The organism is Streptomyces tubercidicus, from assembly GCF_027497495.1.
Lineage (GTDB): Bacteria > Actinomycetota > Actinomycetes > Streptomycetales > Streptomycetaceae > Streptomyces > Streptomyces tubercidicus.
Genome location: NZ_CP114205.1, coordinates 186,458 through 205,832 on the forward strand (window position 1 = coordinate 186,458; position 19,375 = coordinate 205,832).

Annotated in this window: 17 protein-coding genes; 8 read left to right on the forward strand and 9 right to left on the reverse strand. The window is 70.6% G+C overall.

Annotation, left to right across the window (positions count from 1 at the left end; all coding sequences use genetic code 11):
* Nucleotides 1-118 precede the first annotated feature (118 nt).
* Nucleotides 119-778 carry a hypothetical protein gene (locus tag STRTU_RS00830; protein WP_269777172.1) on the forward strand — a complete coding sequence of 220 codons (660 nt, stop codon included), beginning with the start codon at nucleotides 119-121 and terminating at the stop codon, nucleotides 776-778.
* A gap of 37 nt (nucleotides 779-815) precedes the next feature.
* Here the strand turns inward: STRTU_RS00830 and STRTU_RS00835 are convergent, their stop codons facing one another.
* Nucleotides 816-1,952, reverse strand: coding sequence for an FAD-dependent oxidoreductase (locus STRTU_RS00835; protein ID WP_269777173.1), 1,137 nt, complete (start codon nucleotides 1,950-1,952; stop codon nucleotides 816-818).
* 178 nt (nucleotides 1,953-2,130) lie between these two features.
* Here STRTU_RS00835 and STRTU_RS00840 point away from each other — a divergent pair, with 178 nt between their 5' ends.
* A complete protein-coding gene (locus STRTU_RS00840) occupies nucleotides 2,131-2,868 on the forward strand; it encodes a TetR/AcrR family transcriptional regulator (RefSeq protein WP_269777174.1) in 738 nt (245 codons plus the stop codon).
* A gap of 34 nt (nucleotides 2,869-2,902) precedes the next feature.
* Here STRTU_RS00840 and STRTU_RS00845 read toward each other — a convergent pair whose 3' ends face one another.
* The 5 genes from STRTU_RS00845 to STRTU_RS00865 form a co-directional block, all read right to left on the reverse strand.
* A complete protein-coding gene (locus tag STRTU_RS00845) occupies nucleotides 2,903-4,318 on the reverse strand; it encodes an MFS transporter (protein WP_269777175.1) in 1,416 nt (471 codons plus the stop codon).
* Nucleotides 4,319-4,436: 118 nt separating this feature from the next.
* Complete coding sequence (locus STRTU_RS00850; protein ID WP_272591776.1) at nucleotides 4,437-4,973, reverse strand: GNAT family N-acetyltransferase; 537 nt, start codon at nucleotides 4,971-4,973, stop codon at nucleotides 4,437-4,439.
* A 231-nt stretch (nucleotides 4,974-5,204) separates the two neighbouring features.
* Nucleotides 5,205-7,268 (reverse strand): beta strand repeat-containing protein, encoded by a 2,064-nt coding sequence (locus tag STRTU_RS00855; protein WP_269777176.1) that lies wholly within the window; start codon nucleotides 7,266-7,268, stop codon nucleotides 5,205-5,207.
* 169 nt (nucleotides 7,269-7,437) lie between these two features.
* Complete coding sequence (locus STRTU_RS00860; RefSeq protein ID WP_269777177.1) at nucleotides 7,438-8,184, reverse strand: IPT/TIG domain-containing protein; 747 nt, start codon at nucleotides 8,182-8,184, stop codon at nucleotides 7,438-7,440.
* 123 nt (nucleotides 8,185-8,307) lie between these two features.
* Nucleotides 8,308-9,000, reverse strand: a complete 693-nt coding sequence (locus STRTU_RS00865) for a hypothetical protein (RefSeq protein WP_269777178.1) — start codon at nucleotides 8,998-9,000, stop codon at nucleotides 8,308-8,310.
* A 435-nt stretch (nucleotides 9,001-9,435) separates the two neighbouring features.
* On the opposite strand from STRTU_RS00865, the gene STRTU_RS00870 reads away from it, so the two are divergent.
* Nucleotides 9,436-9,867 carry a protein-tyrosine phosphatase family protein gene (locus tag STRTU_RS00870; protein WP_269777179.1) on the forward strand — a complete coding sequence of 144 codons (432 nt, stop codon included), beginning with the start codon at nucleotides 9,436-9,438 and terminating at the stop codon, nucleotides 9,865-9,867.
* 61 nt (nucleotides 9,868-9,928) lie between these two features.
* Here the strand turns inward: STRTU_RS00870 and murJ are convergent, their stop codons facing one another.
* Together murJ and STRTU_RS00880 are read right to left on the reverse strand one after the other, a co-directional pair.
* Nucleotides 9,929-11,680, reverse strand: coding sequence for a murein biosynthesis integral membrane protein MurJ (murJ, locus tag STRTU_RS00875; RefSeq protein ID WP_269777180.1), 1,752 nt, complete (start codon nucleotides 11,678-11,680; stop codon nucleotides 9,929-9,931).
* A gap of 177 nt (nucleotides 11,681-11,857) precedes the next feature.
* Nucleotides 11,858-12,937 (reverse strand): S1 family peptidase, encoded by a 1,080-nt coding sequence (locus STRTU_RS00880; protein ID WP_269777181.1) that lies wholly within the window; start codon nucleotides 12,935-12,937, stop codon nucleotides 11,858-11,860.
* Between the two features lie 476 nt (nucleotides 12,938-13,413).
* Between STRTU_RS00880 and STRTU_RS00885 the strand changes: the two genes are divergently transcribed.
* The 5 genes from STRTU_RS00885 (at nucleotide 13,414) to STRTU_RS00905 (ending at nucleotide 18,588) form a co-directional block, all read left to right on the forward strand.
* Nucleotides 13,414-14,613: an acyltransferase family protein gene (locus tag STRTU_RS00885; protein ID WP_269777182.1), complete on the forward strand. Its 1,200-nt coding sequence runs from the start codon at nucleotides 13,414-13,416 to the stop codon at nucleotides 14,611-14,613.
* 224 nt (nucleotides 14,614-14,837) lie between these two features.
* Nucleotides 14,838-15,899, forward strand: coding sequence for a class I SAM-dependent methyltransferase (locus STRTU_RS00890; protein WP_269777183.1), 1,062 nt, complete (start codon nucleotides 14,838-14,840; stop codon nucleotides 15,897-15,899).
* 134 nt (nucleotides 15,900-16,033) lie between these two features.
* A complete protein-coding gene (locus STRTU_RS00895; RefSeq protein WP_269777184.1) occupies nucleotides 16,034-17,281 on the forward strand; it encodes a glycosyltransferase in 1,248 nt (415 codons plus the stop codon).
* Nucleotides 17,282-17,518: 237 nt separating this feature from the next.
* The gene (locus STRTU_RS00900; protein ID WP_269777185.1) at nucleotides 17,519-18,055 is read left to right on the forward strand and encodes an ankyrin repeat domain-containing protein; all 537 of its coding nucleotides are present in this window, start codon (nucleotides 17,519-17,521) and stop codon (nucleotides 18,053-18,055) included.
* 254 nt (nucleotides 18,056-18,309) lie between these two features.
* Nucleotides 18,310-18,588: a hypothetical protein gene (locus STRTU_RS00905; protein WP_269777186.1), complete on the forward strand. Its 279-nt coding sequence runs from the start codon at nucleotides 18,310-18,312 to the stop codon at nucleotides 18,586-18,588.
* A gap of 89 nt (nucleotides 18,589-18,677) precedes the next feature.
* On the opposite strand, the gene STRTU_RS00910 is transcribed toward STRTU_RS00905, so the two are convergent.
* Nucleotides 18,678-19,304: an alpha-ketoglutarate-dependent dioxygenase AlkB gene (locus STRTU_RS00910; RefSeq protein WP_269777187.1), complete on the reverse strand. Its 627-nt coding sequence runs from the start codon at nucleotides 19,302-19,304 to the stop codon at nucleotides 18,678-18,680.
* Nucleotides 19,305-19,375 lie beyond the last annotated feature (71 nt).

Below are 19,375 nucleotides of genomic sequence, written 5' to 3' on the forward strand. Positions count from 1 at the left end.
ACGGTCGGCGACATCGGCGTACGTGATGCCGTTCCGGGCGGCCTGTGGATAACCGCGGTCTGACCTCGTGCGCGGTTCATACTGAGAGACAGGCCGCGCAGGAGGGGGAACGGCAGGCATGACAGGGTCACCGGACGAGGTACAGCCACCGCATCGGATCGAGGATCTTTCGTCCGCCCGGTGGATCGAGGAGAGCCTCGGCGGGTTCGACAGTGGGGTCCATGCCCTGCTGCCGTCGGGGTTCGAGACCTATGTGCGGTTGCTGCATCCCAGCGAACCGTCGGACGGCCGGTTCGAGCGGTGGGCGGAGGTGGCGCAGCGGTCGGGCCGCGCTCTGCACCCGCTGGTGCGTTTCGAGGACGTGGCCGGCCCGGATGACGAACCGCCGTGGCGGGGTTCGCTGCCCGAGCCCGTGCTGGCGGCGCTGTATCCGGTGCTGGCAGCGGAAACCGGCACTCCGCGGCAGTGTCTCTTCGGCCTCTGGGAAGGGTGGGGCTGGTGCGATGACAACGGGCCGATAGTGCAGTTGAGCGGACGCGCCTACGTACTGTACGAGGGACCGGTCGAGGCGGCGATGGCCACCGGAGACCGGAGCGCGGGGGTCTTCTTTCCGCAGTCGCCGAATCTGTGGTGGCCACGGGACCGTGCCTGGTGCGTCGCCACGGATGTGGATCTCGACTCCACCTATATCGGTGGGTCAGCGCGGCTGGCGGAGCGACTGGCGGACGCGCCGGGCATCGAGGTGGTTCCGGCGGCACTCGACGACCGGCTCGGTTGAGTCGGTCGCCGGGCTTCCCTGCACGGGAATCAGCGCGCTACCGCTGGAAGAAATCCAGCACGCCCTGGGCACCGGCCGGAGAGAGCATGATCTCCATGATGTTCGCGCACTCCTGCGCCGCGGCGGCAGCGCGTACGAACATCGCGGACTCGTAGCCGCTGAGGGCGGCGGTCATGTCGTCGGGGCGGGCGACGAGAGCGAGGGCGAGTTCGGCGGCGTCGAGCAGGGCCATGTTGGCGCCGAGCCCGGTGGGCGGCATCAGATGGGCGGCATCGCCGAGGAGGGTGACGCCGGGGACGCCGGGCCAGGTCAGGCCGACGGGCAGCATGGTGGTCGGACGGGGCACGAAGGTGTCGCCGCAGGCCTGGATCAGGGCGGTGAACTGCGGGGCCCAGCCGCTGAAGAGATCCGTCAGGGCGGCGCGGGCCCGGTCGGGTTCCGTGAACGGGACACCGCAGGTGGTGAGCCAGTCCTCGGGGGTGCGGAAGGAGAGGTATATGCGGACGCTGCCGTCGCCGTTGCGCTGGGCCGCCAGGGCCTGGTTGTTGCCGAAGGCCCAGTAGTTGCCGCGTCCGACCATGGCGGCGAGGTCGGGGTGGGTCCGGTCGATATCGGGGATGGCGCATTCGATCGCGTTGACACCGATGTGGTGGGGCACGGCGTCGGTCACCAGCGGGCGGACCCGGGAGTGGGCACCGTCCGCGCCGATGAGCAGGTCGCAGTCGGCGGTGCTGCCGTCGGCGAAGAGGAGCCGGTGTCCGCCTTCGGGCAGGGCGGTGGCGTACCGCAAGGCGTGTCCCCATACGACGGTCTGCTCGGGGAGGGAGTCGAGCAGGATGTTCCGCAGGTCGGCGCGGTCGACCTCGGGGCGTTCCAGTGGGGCGTCGTCGGGGGTGTCCTCCTGGAGCAGCAGGGTGCCGGTGTGGTCGAGCAGGCGCATGTCCTGGCCTTCCGGGCGGGCGACGGCGTGGAACTCGTCCGCCAAACCGGCCTCGCGCAGGGCCCGTTGCCCGCTCTCCTTGTGCAGGTCGAGCATGCCGCCCTGGGTGCGCGCGGTGCGGGACGCCTCGGCTTCATGGACGACGGCGTCGATGCCGTGTCTGTGCAGGACACGGGCGAGGGCCAGGCCGCCGAGACCGGCTCCGACGATGGCGATGCGCGGGATGCTGCTCATGACTCTGCTTTCTCTGAGTGCGGCGGGAAGCGCTCCGGGGGCGGAAGGGCGCAGGGCATCCCTGACCGCCCACGCGATCGATACAGCGCATCATGACGATACACCGTATCGATCAGAGCGGCGTATCTTTTTGCGTATCGTTGGTCCCGCATGCGGAGACCTGCGGAAACGAGGCGTGATGGCAGCACAACGAGGGGCCGACGGCGGCGAGCCCGGACTCATCTGGGAACGGCCCGAGCCGCCGAGCCGGCCGACGCCCAGCCCGCTGAGCCGGGACCGGATCGTGGCGGCCGCGATCGAACTCGCCGACGCGGACGGGCTGGAGGCGGTGTCGCTGCGCAAGGTCGCCGCCGCGCTCGACGCGGGCCCGATGAGGCTGTACCGCTATCTGTCCACCAAGGAAGAGTTGCTGGACCTCATGGGGGACGCGGTGTACGGCGAGATTCCCGCGCCCGAGCCGGCCGACGGGGACTGGCGCGGCATGCTGTGGTCCCTCGCGCACGACACCAGGCAAGCGGTGCTGCGGCACAAGTGGTTCGCCGACCAGCTGGCCGGGCGGCCGCACCTCGGCCCGAACGCACTGACCCACCTCGAAGCCTCACTCACCGCGCTGTACGGCACTCCCGGACTGGACGACATCGACACGGTGATGTTGGTCATCGACGCGGTGAACGCCTACGTGGTCGGGGCGCTCAGGAAGGAGATCTCCGTGTTGCACGCCGAACGGATCACCGGCATGGACGAGGAGCAGTGGCAGCGGGCCACCGGTCCGTATATCAGCCGGAAGCTGGCCACCGGCCGCTACCCGACGCTGTCCAAGGTCGTCCAGGACGCGACCCACCCCAACGCGGACACCACCTTCGACACCGGCCTCGGCTTCCTTCTCGACGGCATCGCCGCACGGATCGCCCGCTGACCGGCTGCGGGCCGTTCCGTGCGGCGGCGCCCGTTCAGCACGGGACTTGTCGGTCCGCGGCGCGCGCGGTGACGATACCGAGGGCGCAGAGGACGGCGAAGCCGAACAGCAGCCATCGCGCCGAGCCGAGCATCGAGCCGCCGCCCAGGCCGACCAGGACCCCGGCGACCGCCGTACCGAACGCGGTGGACATCGTCGTCACGGTGGCGATCGCGGCGGCCGCCTGCCGTCCCTCCGCCGGGTCCGCGGCGGACGCCATCGCGGCCACGGACAGATGCGGGTAGGCGAGCCCGATGCCCGATCCGGCGAGGCACAGCACCGGGATCCAGATGATCGCCCACCCGATCGACGCGTTCTCACGCTGGAGCAGCCCCTGGACGAGGAAGCCGAGCGCGAGCAACCCCGGTCCGGTGGTGCGCAGCCGGCGCACGGTGTGCTCCCGGACCGCCGACGAGCTGCCGATCTGGGTCAGTGACCAGCCGAGGGAGACGGCCGCCCCGAAGAACCCGGCCGCGAGTGGGGGCAGCCCGGCCAGCCGCTGGCCGAACAGCGGGACGAATGACTCGACGGCGACGCCGAAGGACAGCAGCCCGAGCGTCAGATAGACCCACTTCAGCGCGGAACCCGCGCGGTACGTCGCGGCGGGGAAGACCCGTCGCGCGCCGCGCCGCTCATGGGCGAGGAATCCGGCGGCCAGCAGCAGTGCCACCGCGATGCCGGCGGCCCTCGCCATGGTGCCGGGCAGGATTCCCGCCACGCTGACGGCCGCGGTGGCGGCCATGGCCAGCGTCATCGACACCACCGGGACCGGCGCCACCGCCCCGCCGCGTTCCCCTCGGGGCAGCACACGGGGCACGGCCACACCACACCCCGCCGCGACCCCCGCCATCAGGACGAACGCCAGGCGCCACGAACCGAATTGGGCGAACAGGCCACCGAGCGCCGGACCGGCGAAGTTTCCGACGCCGTACATCGCCGACATCAGCGCATTGCCACGGGTCCAGAGCCGACGTGGCAGGGCCGAGCGGATGGCGGCGAAGCCGAGTCCGGACAGCAGTCCGGCGCCGAGTCCCTGAAGGCAGCGGCCCACCAGCAACACCGGCATCGTCGGACTCGCCGCACACGCCAGTGAGCCCACCAGGAACAGGGCGAACCCGATGAGATAGGCGCCGGCACTCCCCCACCGCGCGAGGCACCGGCTGACGAGCATCGTCGCGATCACCATGGCGACGAGGTAGAGCGTCATGTTCCACGCGTAGAAACTCTCCCCGCCGAGCTCGCCCACCGCGGTGGGCAACATGCTCGACGCCAGATAGATATTGACCGCGCCGACGAGCACTCCGGCCGCCAACACGACCGCTGCGCCACGATGTTCGGGTCCCAGCAACTCCCCCCAACGGGGCGGGACGGCAGGGCTCTGGTCAGGAAGTTCGCTGTTGTTCACAGGCATGACTTCCAGCGTTCCATTGAAGTCAGCCCGGAGACTTTGTGGCGTAACCGGCCGACCCTGCGGGGCCGAGGGGCGGACAACCCTCAAGTCGCGGGTGAATCCACGGCCCGCCGCGCCGCTAGGGGCGGTATATGCACGCCGCCAGCGGCGCGTACACCTTCCAGTCCAGCGTTTCGTACAGCGCACGCCCGTCGTCGGTCGCGCCCAGCACGCCGAGGGTCACGCCTTCGGCCACCGCATGATCGGCGAGGGTGCGCATCACGAACGCGCCCAGCCCGCGGCGACGATGGGCCGACTCGGTCGTGACGCGGTCGATGACCGTGGCCCGTCCGAGGGCCGCCATCTGCCCCCATGCGGCCAATTCCCCGTCCATGTCGCGCACTTGGACGTAGGTGACGGCGTCGCGGGTCTCCAGTGACGCGGTGTAGCCCTCGGGTGCACTCGGTGCGGTGGTCCGGAGGTCCGTAGCCATCAGATGGCCCGACTCCCCCTTGTCCACCACCCAGCCCTCCGGGAGCCAGCGCCCGACCTCGGCCGGTTCCATCGGCACCTTGAGCCAGGTGTGCGGCACGGTGACGGAGGAAGCCGCCTCGCGAACGGCCAACTCATGGGCGTCCGGGAGGACATGGCGCGCCACCTGGTCGGGCAGCCCCACCTCGACAAAGAGCCCCCAGGGCCTTTCGGCCGGCCTCGGCGTGTGTCGCGAGGTGGCCCAGCCTGCCACCCAAGTCCTGACCAGTTCCGGAACCATCAAGCCCTCCCGAAGCCCGAAGTAAGTGCCGCTGTTCGGGAGTGGACATTACATCAGCGTGTGATGCCACGGCATCGCCTTTTCGGCGCGCACACCTGCAGCCCGCGGGAGACGGGCTGCAGGCGGTCGGCGGGGTCAGATGCCGGGGGGCCCGACGCGGGTGTAGACCGCCGGCGCGCTGGTACCGCCGGGGGTGGTGACGGTGACATTGACCGGCCCGGCGGGGCCTGGCAGCACGTCGGCGACGAGATGGGTGTCGGAGACGACGGTGAAGGAGGTGGGCGCGCCGCCGAAGAGCACCGTGGTCGTCTGGGCGAAGTTGCTGCCGGTGAGGGTGACGGTGGTGCCACCGGAGGCGGGTCCCTGGGTCGGCACCAGAGTGGTGATGACGGGCGCCGCCAGGTAGGTGTACGAGACGGAGTTGCTCGTCCCGCCGACGGTGGTGACGGTGATGCCCACCAGGCCGGCGGCTCCCGCCGGGGCCACGGCCGTGATCTGGGTGTCCGATACCACGGTGAATGAGGTGGCGGGGGTGGCACCGAAGCGGACCGCGGTGGCCTCGATCAGGTGGGTGCCGGTGAGGGTGACCGTGTTCCCGCCGGAGAGCGGGCCCGAGAGCGGGGCGACACCGGCGAGCACCGGGGCGCTGACGTAGAAGTACGCCTTCGGGAGGGTGCTGCTGCCGCCGGGGGTGGTGACGGTGACATCGACCGGTCCTGCGGTGGACGCCGGGACCACGGCGGTGATCTGGGTCGCGGAGAGGACCGTCACGGAGGTCGCCGGGGTGCCGCCGAAGGTGACCGAAGTGGCTCCGGTGAGCTGGGTGCCGGTGAGGGTGACCGTGTTTCCGCCCGCGGTGCTCCCCTGGTTAGGAGTGATCCCGCTGAGTGTGGGAGCGCCGGAGTAGCTGTAGGAGAGACCGTTGCTGATGCCCCCTGGGGTCGTGACGGTGACCTGAACGGTGCCGGTGCCGGGAGGGGCGACGGCGGTCACGTGGGTGTCGGAGACGACGGTGAAGGAGGTGGCCGGGGTGCCGCCGAACTGGACGGCGGTGGTGGAGGCCAGGCCGGTTCCGGTGAGGGTGACGGTCGTTCCGCCCGCGGTCGGACCGGAGCTGGGAGCCAGCGCGGTCAGAACCGGCACAGGCGAGGAGACATAGGTGAACGGCACACCGTTGCTCGTCCCGCCAGAAGTCGTGACCGTCACCTGAACGGTACCCGTCCCCGCAGGAGCCGTCGCCGTGATCTGCGAACTCGAATTCACCGTGAACGAAGCCGACACACCACCAAACCGCACCGCCGTCACACCCGAGAAACCCGAGCCCGACAACGTCACCACCGTCCCACCCGCCGCCGGACCCGAGTTGGGACTCACCGACGTCACCACCGGCACCGGCACAGAGACATACGTGAACGGCACACCATTACTCGTCCCACCAGGCGTCGTCACCGTCACCTGAACGGTACCCGTCCCCGCAGGAGCCGTCGCCGTGATCTGCGAACTCGAATTCACCGTGAACGAAGCCGACACACCACCAAACCGCACCGCCGTCACACCCGAGAAACCCGAGCCCGACAACGTCACCACCGTCCCACCCGCCGCCGGACCCGAGTTGGGACTCACCGACGTCACCACCGGCACCGGCACAGAGACATACGTGAACGGCACACCATTACTCGTCCCACCAGGCGTCGTCACCGTCACCTGAACAGAACCCGACCCCGCAGGAGCCGTCGCCGTGATCTGCGAACTCGAATTCACCGTGAACGAAGCCGACACACCACCAAACCGCACCGCCGTCACACCCGAGAAACCCGAGCCCGACAACGTCACCACCGTCCCACCCGCCGCCGGACCCGAGTTGGGACTCACCGACGTGAGGGTCGGTACGGGTGCGGCGACATAGCTGAAGGTGACGAACTGGTTGCTGGTGCCGCTGGGGGTGGTCACCGTCACCTGCACCACTCCGGATCCGACCGGGCTGGTGGCGGTGATCTGGGTGTCGGAGTTGACGCTGAAGGACGCCGCGTGTGTGGCGCCGAAGCGGACGGCGGTGGCGCCGGTGAAGCCGGTGCCGGTCACCGTCACCACGGTGCCGCCCGCGGTGGAACCCGAGGGCGGAGAGACGGAGGTGACGGAGGGCGTGGCCGCCAGGGACGGCGCGTCGGACGAGGTGGGCGGGTCTGCGGAGCGATTCACGACCATGGTCCTTCGTGGGCATGAGCCCCGGGGCGGCCCTGAGATGGCACCGGACGGGGCTCGTCATGGGAAGGGAGGGAGCGCCCGGACAGGGGAAGGTACCCCCTGTCCGGGCAGGTTGTCCGCCCGCCTGATCGCACGACCAGGCCCTTGGCGGCTCGGGGGCCGGTCAGATGCCGGGACCGGCGAGGTAGGTGAAGTCACCGGTCGCCACGCCACCGCTGGTGGTCACGGTGACAGTGGCGGCCCCGGGGGCCCCGTCGGGCGTGGGCGGGCTGACGACGGAGAGGCTGGTGTCATTGATGACGGTGAACGGCGCGGGCGTGGCACCGAAGGTGACCGACTGCGTGGTGCTGAGGTTGGTGCCGGTGATGGTCACCACGGTACCGCCGGACGCCGGGCCCGAGTTGGGGTTCAGCGAGATGACGGTGGGCGCGTCGACGTAGGTGTACGAGAAGCCGTTGTTGGTGCCGCCCGCGGTGGTGACGGAGACACTCACCGGTCCGGCCGCCGCACCCGCCGGCACGGTGACGGTGATCTGGCCGTCGTTCACCACGGTCGGGGTCGCGGTGACCCCGCCGAAGCTGACCGAGGTGGCGGTGCTCAGACCCGTGCCGTTGATGGTGACGGTGTTGCCGCCCGCGGTCACCCCGGTCACCGGGGAGAGGCTGGACTTGAACGGCGCCCCGACGTAGAAGAACTGGAGCGGGTTGCTGGTCCCGCCGGGGGTGGTCACCGTCACCGGTACGGCGCCGCTGCCGGAGGGCGAGATCACCGTGACCGAGGTGGGGGTGTTGCCGGTGATGGTGGCTGTCTTGCTGCCGAACCGCACGGCGGTGGCGCCGCCGAGGTTGGTACCGGTGATGGTGACGATCGTCCCGCCCCCGGATGATCCCTGACTGGGAGAGATGGGCATGACGGTGCTCCTTTGATGAGGTGTGTGCGAGGGAGTGCTCAACCGGGACCGGATGGCGGCGTGCGCCGTCGACGGTTGAGGTGTTGCCTGGTGGAGCGTTCGGCCGGGAGTCCGGCCGGACCGTCAGGTGCAGCCCATGACGCTGCCTGACGGGGCACAGTTGTCCGGGGTGTTGCTGCGCACCACCGTGCCCAGCAACGACACCCCACCGGAGTTGACGTAGATGCCGCCTCCGCTGGAGGACGCCTGGTTGCCGGTGACGGAGCTGGTGGACAGCGTGATGCTGCCGTTGTCGTTGTAGAGGCCGCCCCCGGCGACCGCGGTGTTGCCGGTGACGGAACTGGAGAGCAGCGAGACCGTGCCGCCCAGATTCGACAGACCGCCTCCCGGATAGGGAGACACCGCACTGCCACCGCGGATGGTGATCCCCACCGCGTTCAACTGACCGTTGGTGCCCGGCACGTTCGCGGCGCCCTCCACCTGCATGATCCGGAAGGCCGGTGCGTTCGCGGCGCGGGTGATGGTGGCACCCAGCCCGACCATGGTGATCGGGGTGGTGATCGGCGGCAGCCCCACCGGCCCGTGGGGCGAGGTGCCGTGCGCGCTGGTCAGCTGGTAGGTGCAGAACGGAACGAGTGCCAGGGTGTCCCCGCCGGCCGCATTGGCCGCGTTGATCGCGTTCACCAGCGAGGACTCGCTGCACAGCACCGGGATCTGCGCGTGCGCCTTGGTCGGGGCCGCGGCCATTGCCACGGTCAGTCCCAGGGTCAGCGCACAGATCCCGAGGAGGGATCGCAACGTACGGACAGTTCGCATGACGCCCCCAGAAGAGGTGACGTGAGCTACCGCACCAGCCGGTGGCCGGGATCGGGCACCGGGTGGTGAATGCACTTCCTCAAGCGTGGGAGGGCGCCTGCCGCGGATGCCAGGGGCTGCATCGCTGCCTGCACTCTCAATCGGACACAAAGGCAGGCCAGTTGACACTCCCCCGAGAGGAATGGGCAGCCCACCGGATTGGAATGTGACCAGTTATCCATTGGGGTGAGCGCGCCTGCAAGAACCCTGACACCCCCCTCACCCGATTGGCAGAGCGCACATCGGCGGCACGCAAAACACCGGCGCGACCGGTCGGCTCCCGGGTCCGCTCCTGATGCGCCGAGCGCGGCGGCCACGCACCGGTCCTCAGATGGAACTCGGCCAACTGCCGCTGAACGACCCGTTCTTGATCGGCTCCAGCGCTACGGTGAGCGGATGACCACTACCTGGAACGCCACCGACGCCGGGGTCCTCAGGCTTCCTTCCGGCCGCCTGATCCGGGGCCGGGGGCTTCGGCGACCGCTGCCGGCCGGTCCGGCGCCGGCCTTCGCCGTCTATCTCCTCGGCAAGCAGCCGCCCGAGGTCCCCTGGGAGTCCCGGTGGCTGCGCTGGCCCGACTTCCGGCTGCCCAGCAGCCATACCGAGGCCCGGACCGTATTGCGTACGGCATGGGCGCGGGCCGACGCCGACCGCGTCGAGATCGCCTGCGCCGGTGGCCGGGGCCGGACCGGGACGGCGCTGGCCTGTCTCGCTGTCCTGGACGGCGTACCGGCCGCCGAGGCAGTGGACTTCGTACGCCGCAACTACGACCCCCGGGCCGTCGAAACCCCCTGGCAGAAGCGCTACGTCCGCCGCTTCGCCGACTGACGGCGGACTTCACCGGCGGACGGCGACCGGCCCGTCCCACCCCGCCCCGCCTCGCCCGCTCTCAGCGGCCGAGGCGCCCCCGGACCATGCCGACCATCGCGCGGAGTTCCGCCACCCGCATCCAGTGCGCGAGCAGCACGAAGACGCCGAGCAGCACGCTCCCGCCGGCCAGCAGCGTGACGAGTGAACCCAGGGCGTCGCTGCCGACGGCCTGGGTGACCGCGTAGGCCACGCCGCCGCCGGCGAGTGCCGCGGGGAGCGCCGCCGCAACGAGCCGGGCGTAGGTACGCAGGACGCGTGAGCCGTCCAGATCGCCGCCGAGTCGCTTGCGCAGGCGGCGCCAGGCGGTTCCGACGCCGACCGCGTAGCCCAGACCGTACGAGGCGGCCATTCCGGCGACGGCCCAGCGGGGCGGGAGGAGGGCGAAACACGCCCCGGACGCGGCGGCGTTCACCGCGGCGACGATGACGGTGTTGTAGAAGGGCGTCCGGGTGTCCTCGTAGGCGTAGAAGCCGCGCAGCACCACGTATTGCACCGAGTAGGGAATGAGCCCCAGGCCGAAGGCCATGAGGACGTGGCCGATGCCCTGGGCGCCCTCGGCGCCGGAGCCGGCGTAGAGCAGCGTGGCCATCGGCACACCCAGCGCCAGGAAGGCGAACGCGCAGGGCACGATGGCGACGGCGGAGGTCCGCAGGCCGTGGGAGATGTCCTCGCGGATCGCGGTCACATCGTCGTCCTGAACCGCGCGGGACATCCGTGGCAGCACCGCGGTCATCACCGACACGGTGATGATGGCCTGCGGCATCTGCCACAGCAGGATGGCGTAGTTGTAGGCGGTGATCCCGGAGCCGGTGTACCCGGCCCGGTCGGCGAGCGAGCCGGCCTTGGTGGCCAGTTGCGTGACGACGGTCAGGCTGGCCTGGTTGGCGAGGACGAAGAGCACCGTCCATTTGGCCAGGCCCATGGCCTTGCCGAGACCGTGCCCCCGGAAGTCGAAACGCGGCCGGAGCCTGAAGCGGGCGTCGCGCAGGTACGGCAGCATCGCCAGCGCTTGTACGGCGAGGCCCAGGAGGGTGCCGAGGCCCAGCAGCCGTACGCCTTCGGGGGTGACGGTGGAGGGGCTGACGCGGGAGTCGGTGAAGCCGCCGAAGGCCCAGATGAAGCTCCCGAACGCCGCGATGATCAGGATGTTGTTGAGGACCGGGGTCCACATCATCGCGCCGAAGCGGCCCCGGGCGTTGAGGATCTGTCCGAGCACCACATGGGCGCCCATGAAGAACATGGTGGGCAGGCAGTACCGGGCGAAGGTGACGGTGACGGCCATCCGCTGCGGGTCGGCGGCGATATCCGGCGACATCAGGTGCACCAGCAGCGGAGCCGCCAGGACGCAGATGGCGGTGACACCGGCCAGCACCACCATGACCAGGGTGATCAGACGGTTGGCGTAGGCCTCGCCACCGTCGTCGTCCTTCTTCATGGCGCGGACGAGCTGCGGTACGAAGACGGCGTTCAGTGCGCCGCCGCCGACCAGGATGTAGATCATCGTGGGCAGGACATTGGCGACCTGGTACGAGTCGTTGAGGGGGCCGACGCCGATGGCCGCGGCCATCACGAGCGTGCGGAGGAATCCGGTGATGCGGGAGACGATGGTGCCCGCCGCCATGACGGCGCTGGACTTCAGCAGACCCGAGGCGCCACTCCCCGGCGCCTTCGGCTCGGGTATCGGCTCACCGGCGGTCCGGGGGACCGTGTCCTCGGGCAGGACGTGGCCCCCCTCGTCCCGACCGCCGTGCTGCTGCCCCTGCGCGTTCATGCCCGCCCCGCCTTGTCCGCCCCCGGCCCGTCAGCGGGCCCCGTCATCGCTCAACGGGACACTCTTTCACCTGTTGGCTGACGTCCCGACAGGTGGCCTGGGCAATGGCGGTGCCGGGCCTCCGGGGACCGCATGACGACGAGCGGTCCCCGGCATGCCCCGATCACTCCGGCTGCATCAGCCGAGCTGCGCTCCGGTCTTCTGGAGGGCCTCGCGCACGGGCTGGTAGTAGGTCACCCCGCCCGCGGAACACTCACCCCTGCCGCCCGAGGTCAGGCCGAGCGCGGTGTCCCCCTCGAAGAGCGAGCCGCCGCTGTCCCCGGCCTCCGCGCAGAGGGTGGCCTGGATCAGACCGTCGACCGCGCCCTCCTGGTAGTTGGCTGTCACCTCGACCGCGGTGACATCACCCTCGTGCACATGCGTGGAGCCGCCGCTGCGCCGCACCTTCTGGCCCACGATGGGATCGCCCGCCCGGGTGATGGCCTGCGTGCTGCCGTTGTAGAGATCCACCGCGCTGGGGTGCACGACGTCTTCGTCGGTGTACTTCACGATCCCGAAGTCGTCACCGGGGAAGGTCCCGGCCTCCGTCACCGCGAACTCCTCGCCCCCCTGTGTCGCGGACCAGTTCCGTACGGCGTTGGTGCAGTGCCCCGCGGTCAGGAAGTACGGCTGTCCGCCCCTGGTGACGTTGAAGCCGAGCGAGCAGCGTGCCCGGGTGCCCCAGATGGCGTCACCGCCGGCGATCAGCGGCCGGAGGGTGCCCGCCGACTGCCGGACGACGGCCCGGTCACCGAGCGCGGCGGCGACCCGCTTGAGCTGCGCCAGCTTGGTGCCCCGGACCGTGCGGTCGGCGGTGATGACGACCCTGTTGGTCCTGGGGTCCATGCCCCAGGAGGTGCCGGGGATGGTGGCCTGCTTCTTGAGGGTCGCGCGGGCGGCGTCCAGCGAGGCGAGCGAGTGCTTGACCACCCTGGCATCGGCACCGGCCGCCCGCGCCTTGGCAGCGGCGGCCTCGGTGGTCACGTTGATGATGAGTTTGTGGTGCGCGGCGTCGTAGTAGGCGCCTGCCCCGTCGGCGCCGAGGGTGGAGCTGATGCCCTTGGCGCGCTGTCCGGCGGCGCTGGCCGTCGGCGGGTCGGGGGCCTTGGCGGGGGCGGCATCGGCGGTCTGCAGAGTGAGTGTGGCGGCGGTCAGGGCCACCACCAGACCGGCACCGGTGAGGACGGTGCGGGGCGTCGGTACGCGGGTGTGCTTCAACTCGGAACCTCTGCTGGGGGTTGGACCGGGCGGGTGGGGTGTCGGGCCCGGATGCGGTTGCGTCGTTGCCTGCCCCACCGTCGAGGGGCTGCCGGCACCGCCTGCGGCCCGAGGGCGTGACATCGCGGCGCGGACGTATCTTTTCCTGGCACCGGCGCGCACCACACCTGCCCGGCCACAGGTCCGCAGGAATCACCTGTACGGCGGTGGCCCGGTGCGGGCGATCCTGCCGCGTCATGCCCGGCCGGCGCCTTCACCACATGCTGGACCGTACGAGTGAAATCGGGTCACCGCCCTATGCACGGGGCGTGCCGCGGTGGGTCAATCGTGCTATCCGCGCGACGGGCCGCCCATTCCTCCGCACGGGCAAGGACCAGTCCTTCCATCCGTTCCCGGGCGACCCACCGGCGCAGCCATCCGTCAATGGTCATTGAGTGGTGCCACGGGCCCGGGAATTCCCCCGCAGGAGGCCCTTCGTGCACCCTCTTTCCGGTCCGTCGTTCGAGTCAACCGCCATGGCGGGCAGCCCCCTTGCCGGTCAGGGGGAGGCGAAGAAACCGCCGGACGCGGACAGCGGATCCGCTGTCCCCAGACGGCTGGATTCGCTGACGGGTCTGCGCTTCGCCGCCGCGGTCGCAGTCCTCTATGCGCACTGCCGGCTGATGATCGACCCGCATCTCGCCGAGACCCTCGGGCCCGAAGTATGGCTGGGCGGAAGCTCGGTATCGCTTTTCTTCATTCTGAGCGGCTATGTGCTCACCCACTCCGCACGCCCGGACGACACCGCCCGCGCGTTCTGGCGGCGACGGGCCGCCAAAATTTTTCCCAATCACGTCCTGACGTGGTGTGTGGTGGTCATTGCCCTGGCGGGTGCCGGTACGGCGGCCGTCACCACGGGTACCGGGATCGTGGCCACTGTCGCCGACCTTTTCCTGGTGCAGACCTGGGTCCCCAGCCACATGTTCGTCTCCGCGGGAAATCCCGTTTCCTGGTCCCTCGCCGCCGAAGTGTTCTTCTACCTTCTTTTCCCCGTACTGCTGCCCTGGGTCAAGCGGCTGTCGCCCCGCGGGCTGCTGATCGGCTCGGCAACGGCGATCGCGGTCGTCTGGTCGTGGCCGGTGTTCTCCGCACTCGTGGTCAACCCTGAGGGCGCCTTCTTCCCCGATTACTGGTTTCTGTACATGCTGCCGGTCACCCGGCTTCCCGAATTCATCCTCGGCATGATGGCGGCGCGTATCGCCTCGTCGGGCCTCCGGATTCCGCGGATAGGAGTGATTCCGGCCGCGCTGGGAGTCATCAGTGCGGTCGTCATGAACCCCGAGTTTCTGCCGCAGCGCTTTCTGTACGCGGCGTCGACCGTGGCCCCGCTCGTCGTACTGGTCTATGCGACCGCCGAGCTGGATCTGCGCGACCGGAAATCGCTGCTGCGCACCCGGCCTTTGGTGTTCCTCGGTGAAATCTCGTATGCCGTGTATCTCGTCCATCTCCTGCTGCTGGGGCTGCTGTACCTGGCGCTGAGGAACCACGGCTGGAGCAATCTCGGTGTAGTGCTGGTCGGCCTTCCCGTCGTACTGCTGGCCTCATGGCTTATGCACGCAGGGGTGGAGCGCCCCTGCGTGCGCCGCTTCTCCACACCGCGAGCCCGTGCCCGCACCCGTACGGGAGCTGCCTCATGAGCGCCGGACGGTGCCCTGGCCGGCCGCCGCTCCCCCGTCCGGCCTTCCCGCCGCGGTGCGCGTTCGGGCCGACGCACCGGCAGCCGGCCGCCCGCGCCGACCGGCCCGTCCGGCTGGGTCCGCGGACCGTACTGCCGAGGAATACCAACCTCGTCTATCGCGCCCACCGTCAACACCGACGGCCACGCCCACGCCACCAGGACCACAGCTGAAAGGGGCTCCCCGTGACGAACAAGCGAAGCGAGCAGATCGCCGCCCACAGACCCCGCTACCAGGACGAACTGGCGTATGGGCTGGAGCGGTTCTTCGATCCGGAGCGCGCCACCTGCCCCTGGTGCGCCTCCGCCCGTCTGAGCCGGCGGCTGCGCACCACCAACCATCCCCAGCGCAAACCGGGGAACTTCGTCCTCGACCAGTGCCGCAACTGCGGGCATGTCTTCCAGAACCCCCGGCTGAGCGCGGACGGGCTGGATTTCTACTACCGCGACTGCTACGACGGCCTGGGCGAGGCCACGATGGCGCGGATGGCCGCCTCGCCGCTGGCGGTCAAGCTCTACCGGGCCCGCGCACGAGCGCAGCTCCCGTTCGGCCGCCCCGCACGCTGGCTGGACGTGGGTACCGGCCACGGCCACTTCTGCGCCGAGGCCCAGCGCATCCACCCGCGTACCGAATTCCACGGTCTCGATTGGGGCGAGGGCGTCGAGATCGGCGTACGCAACGGCCGCATCGCCCGCGCCTACCGGGGGTCCTTCGCCGGGCTGGCGGGCCAACTCACGTCCCAGTACGACGTGGTGAGCATGTACCACTACCTGGAACACACGCTGGCGCCGCGGCAGGAGCTGGCCGCCGCGCATACGGCGCTGCGGCGCGGCGGGCACCTGCTGATCGAAGTGCCCGACCCGCAGTCCGCCGCTGCCCGGTTGCTCGGCCGCTGGTGGGGACCGTGGCTCCAGCCACAGCACCTGCACCTCATCCCGCTGGACAACCTCTGCGGGGCACTGGCCGAGCAGGGTTTCACCGTCGTGGCCACCAACCGGCGGGAGCCGCATATCCCCACCGATCTGACCTCCGCCGCGGTGAATGTGCTCAACTCCGTGCTGCCGGGCGAGGATCTGCCCTGGCTGCCCAGGAAACCGGGCCCGGTCAGCCGCTTGGTCCGCGGGCTTTCACTGCTGGCCGCCGCGCCCGCCCTGCTCGTCCTCTTCGGGATCGACATCCTGCTGGCACCTCTCACCCGGCGCACGCCGCTCTCCAACGCCTACCGGGTGATCGCCCGCCGGGACTGACCGCCGCCGTCTGCACAACCGTGCAGAAAATCAAGCGCTTTCGGCGCTACGGGGCCACGGCGGGCTAGCCCACCCGGGTGAAGCGGTACGCGGTCCGGAATCGCCGGAACTCAGGGAACGGAACACTGCCGACTATGCACATCCTCATCGCTACCGCAGGTTCACACGGGGACGTGGCCCCCTACACCGGGCTCGGTGCCCGGCTGCGGCAAGCCGGGCACCGGGTGGTGGTGGCCACCCATGCGCGCTCGACCGAGGCGGTCCGCCGCAGCGGCCTCGGCTTCCGCCCGCTTCCGCTCGACCGGTACGCCGCCACCGGAGCGGGTTCCCCCCAGGGGCACGCGGCAGGGAAGAGCGGCTCCGGGGCCGACCTCTCCAAGGTCGAACAGATAAAGCTGGCAAGGGAATTGGCGCCGGAGATGGCCGATGCGGTGGCGGACGCGTGTGCGTCGGGGGCCGAAGTCGTGCTGCTGTCGAGCAGTTTGGCGCCCCTGGGGCTCGTGGCGGCGGAGGGTCTGGGACTGCCGAGCCTCGGCGTCTTCCTGCAACCCCTCGCCCCCACCCGGGAGTTCCCGCCGGTCATCTTTGACATGCCGTCGATGGGACCGTTCACCAACCGGGCCGCGGCACGCTGCGCCGAGTCCTTGCTGACCCGGGCCTTCGCCCCTGGCGTGCGCCATCTGCAGCGCCGGCTGGGCGTGCCGCCGGCCGCCCTCGAACGGCGGCGCGCCACCTGGCCCGTCCAGCACGGTTTCAGCCCGGTGGTGGTTCCCCGGCCGGCCGACTGGCGGCCGGGGATGGAGGTGGCGGGCTACTGGTGGCCGTCGGAGGACCGTGACTGGACGCCGGAGCCCCTGCTCGCGGACTTTCTGTCCGCCGGCCCGCCACCGGTGTATGTGGGCTTCGGCAGTATGCGGCCCGCCGATCCGGAGCAGCTGGGGCGTCTGGTGGCCCGCGCCCTGAAGCTCGCCGGGGTACGCGGTGTCGTCCAGGCGAGCTGGGCCGGTCTGTCGGTGGCCGGGGACGAGGTGCTGACCGTGGGCGAGGTGCCGCACGCCTGGCTGTTTCCGCGGATGGCGGCCGTCGTCCATCACGCGGGGGCCGGCACCACGGCGGCCGGTCTGCGCGCGGGGGTACCGGCGGTCCCGGTGCCGATGATGCTGGACCAGCCGTTCTGGGCGTCGCGTCTCACGGCACTCAGGGTCAGCCCGGGAAGGGTGCCGTTCCGGCGGCTGTCCGCGGAGAACCTGGCGGAAGCGGTACGGAAGGCCGTACACGACCCGCGCTACCGCCATCGCGCCCGCCAGGTCTCGTCGTTGATCGGCGCCGAGGACGGCGCCGGACGGGTCCTGACGGCCGTGGAGCGGCTGGCGGGGCGGTGAGGGCCGGGACCGGCTCTCCTGGACGGGCAGCTGAACGCTCGCCGCGCTGTGGGCTCCGGGGGACCACGAACGGTCGAGGCACGGGCAGTTGACGACTGCCCGACGCTTCCGACACGCCGCGTCCCTCCCGCCGTCGCCAGGTGCGCCACCGCCCGCGGTGGCCTCGGGCGGCGCATCGTACGCTTCGCGGGAGCCAATCCCGATACGGAGAGCAGGGGGGAACCAGGAAGTGCGGGGTTGCCGCTGTGCGCTGCGGCCTGCTGGGACCACGCGGAGACGGTGCACGCACTGCTCGCACACGGCGCGGACCCCAACCTGAGGGAGGACGACGGCACTTCCTTCACTCCCCTGATGTGGGCGGCCGCCAATGGCCATCACCGAACCGCCCGGCTCCTGCTGGAAGGGCGGGCCGATCCGGACGCGGGCCACGGCGGCCGGACCCCGCTGATGGCGGCGGCCGAGCGGGGGTCGATAGCCGTCGTGCGTGCCTTGTTGCGCCACGGCGCCGCCCCGCGGCTCACCGACGCACAGGGCCGGACGGCGTGCGATATGGCCCGTGAGTTGAGCGGCAAGGACGTCGAGGGGGAGCTGCGCCGGAAGGCGGGCGCGTCCCCGGACGCCCCGGGCGAGATCCTCCGCAGCCCCCGCCCCGAGGGCACGGAGCTGGTCCAGCTCCTGATCCGCGCACCGGGCGGAATCCATACGGCCGAGTACCAGCAGGAAACCGGGCACGCCGCGATCGTGGCACTCCTGGAGGAGAACGCGCCGGATTGAGCCCGGCCGGTACGGGGGCGCATGAAGGTGTATGTCACGCCCCGGGTGAGGTTTTCGGGATCGGCCCGCATTCTGCGATTTCCCGCACACCAACCACATTAATAAGACTTCTGCTTTTTCTGAGCTTCTGTCTGCATTGCGTAAAACCATGGGTATTGGCGGGATAGCGAGGGCGTCACGGGTGCATGGTCATTCCTGCCCGGCCATCGGCGGGGCAGCCACCATCACGGCAATGCAGAAAGGCATGATCCGCAATGATTGACGGGTTCAAGCGCGCCCTCGCTCTCGGCGCCGCCACCGTGGCCCTCGCCGGAGGCGCGGTCTTCACCTCGGTGGGGATCGCCTCGGCCACGCCCACGCACCACGGGGACCACTCCCCCACGCAGCACGTCGACCGGGGCCGCTGTCACATGGTTCACGGACACTGGGTCCGTGTCTGGCACCCGGCCTGGCGCGACCGGCACGGCCACCGCCACCCGGGCCACTGGACCCGGATCTGGCACCGCGGCCACCTCGTGTGTCACAGACACTGATCACGGCGCCCCCAGCAGTTCCCGGGCCCCCGAGCCGCACACCGGCTCGGGGGCCCTCTGCTAGGACACGGGAGAGGCCGCGGCGGCGTTCAATGCACGCCATGGGGCCGGAACTGGATGCTGATCCGCGGCCCGGTCGCCCGGCTGCTCTTGGGGATCGCATGCTCCCAGGTCCGCTGGCAGGAGCCGCCCATGACGAGCAGATCGCCGTGCCCGAGCGGGTGCCGCAGGGAGCCGCCGCCGCGCCGCGGGCGCAGCAGCAGATCGCGCGGCGCACCCACGGACAGGATCGCGACCATTGTGTCCTCCCGTCTGCCGCGGCCGATCCGGTCGCCGTGCCAGGCCACGCTGTCGTGACCATCGCGGTAGTAGCAGAGGCCGGCTGTGGTGAAGGGTTCGCCGAGCTCGGTGGCGTAGTGGGCGGAGAGCGCGTTCCTCGCCTCGTCCAGGACGGGGTGCGGCAGCGCGCCGTCGGCCTGGTAGAAGGCGAGCAGTCGCGGTACGTCCACCACCTGCTCGTACATCCGCCGGCGCTCGGCCTGCCAGGGAACCTCCGCGGCGAGCCGCTCGAACAGCGCGTCCGCCCCGCTCAGCCACCCGGGCAGCAGATCGATCCAGGCACCGTCACCGAGCTCGGACCGGCGCATCGCGCCCAGCGGCCCCAGCCGGACTTCGTCGGTCTGGTCGAAGAGCGAGCCCTGGAGATGCGTGGCCATGCCAGTCAGGGTACGCCTCGAATCGAATGTGTGTTCTGGCGGGCGCGCCCGGGGTGGGCGGCGCCCGCTCA